Origin of the sequence: Pseudoalteromonas sp. S4492, assembly GCF_005886115.1 — a bacterium.
Lineage (GTDB): Bacteria > Pseudomonadota > Gammaproteobacteria > Enterobacterales > Alteromonadaceae > Pseudoalteromonas > Pseudoalteromonas gelatinilytica.
Genome location: NZ_PNCP01000297.1, coordinates 1 through 293, shown reverse-complemented (window position 1 = coordinate 293; position 293 = coordinate 1). Strand labels below are relative to the sequence as shown.

Sequence of the window (293 nt, the reverse complement as noted above, 5' to 3'; positions counted from 1 at the left end):
GCAGATGAATGCCTGGCCTCTGGATGAAGGAATGATCGATTACGTCGATGCCGGTCAGTATGGTCATGAAATGGGTAATGCAGGTGCTGAGGCAAATATTGTCGCTAGTAACCAGCTGAGGGTGGGTGAAAATACATTAAGCCTGAGTGTAATAACACCTGAGCTATTGGCCAGCCTGAATGAACTGGGTGGCAGTGAAGCTAATGTTGCCACAGGTTATCACGCGGTTGAGTTTCTGTTATGGGGCCAAGATCTGAATGGCAATGGACCTGGTGCTGGAGAGCGTCCGGCCA

The 293-nt window shown here is 50.2% G+C and carries 1 protein-coding gene; it reads left to right on the top strand.

Going from position 1 to position 293, the window contains the following annotated elements; genetic code table 11:
* Positions 1 to 31 precede the first annotated feature (31 nt).
* Positions 32 to 293: imelysin family protein (locus CWC28_RS21625; RefSeq protein ID WP_283206567.1), on the top strand; the 262-nt coding region annotated here is incomplete at its 3' end.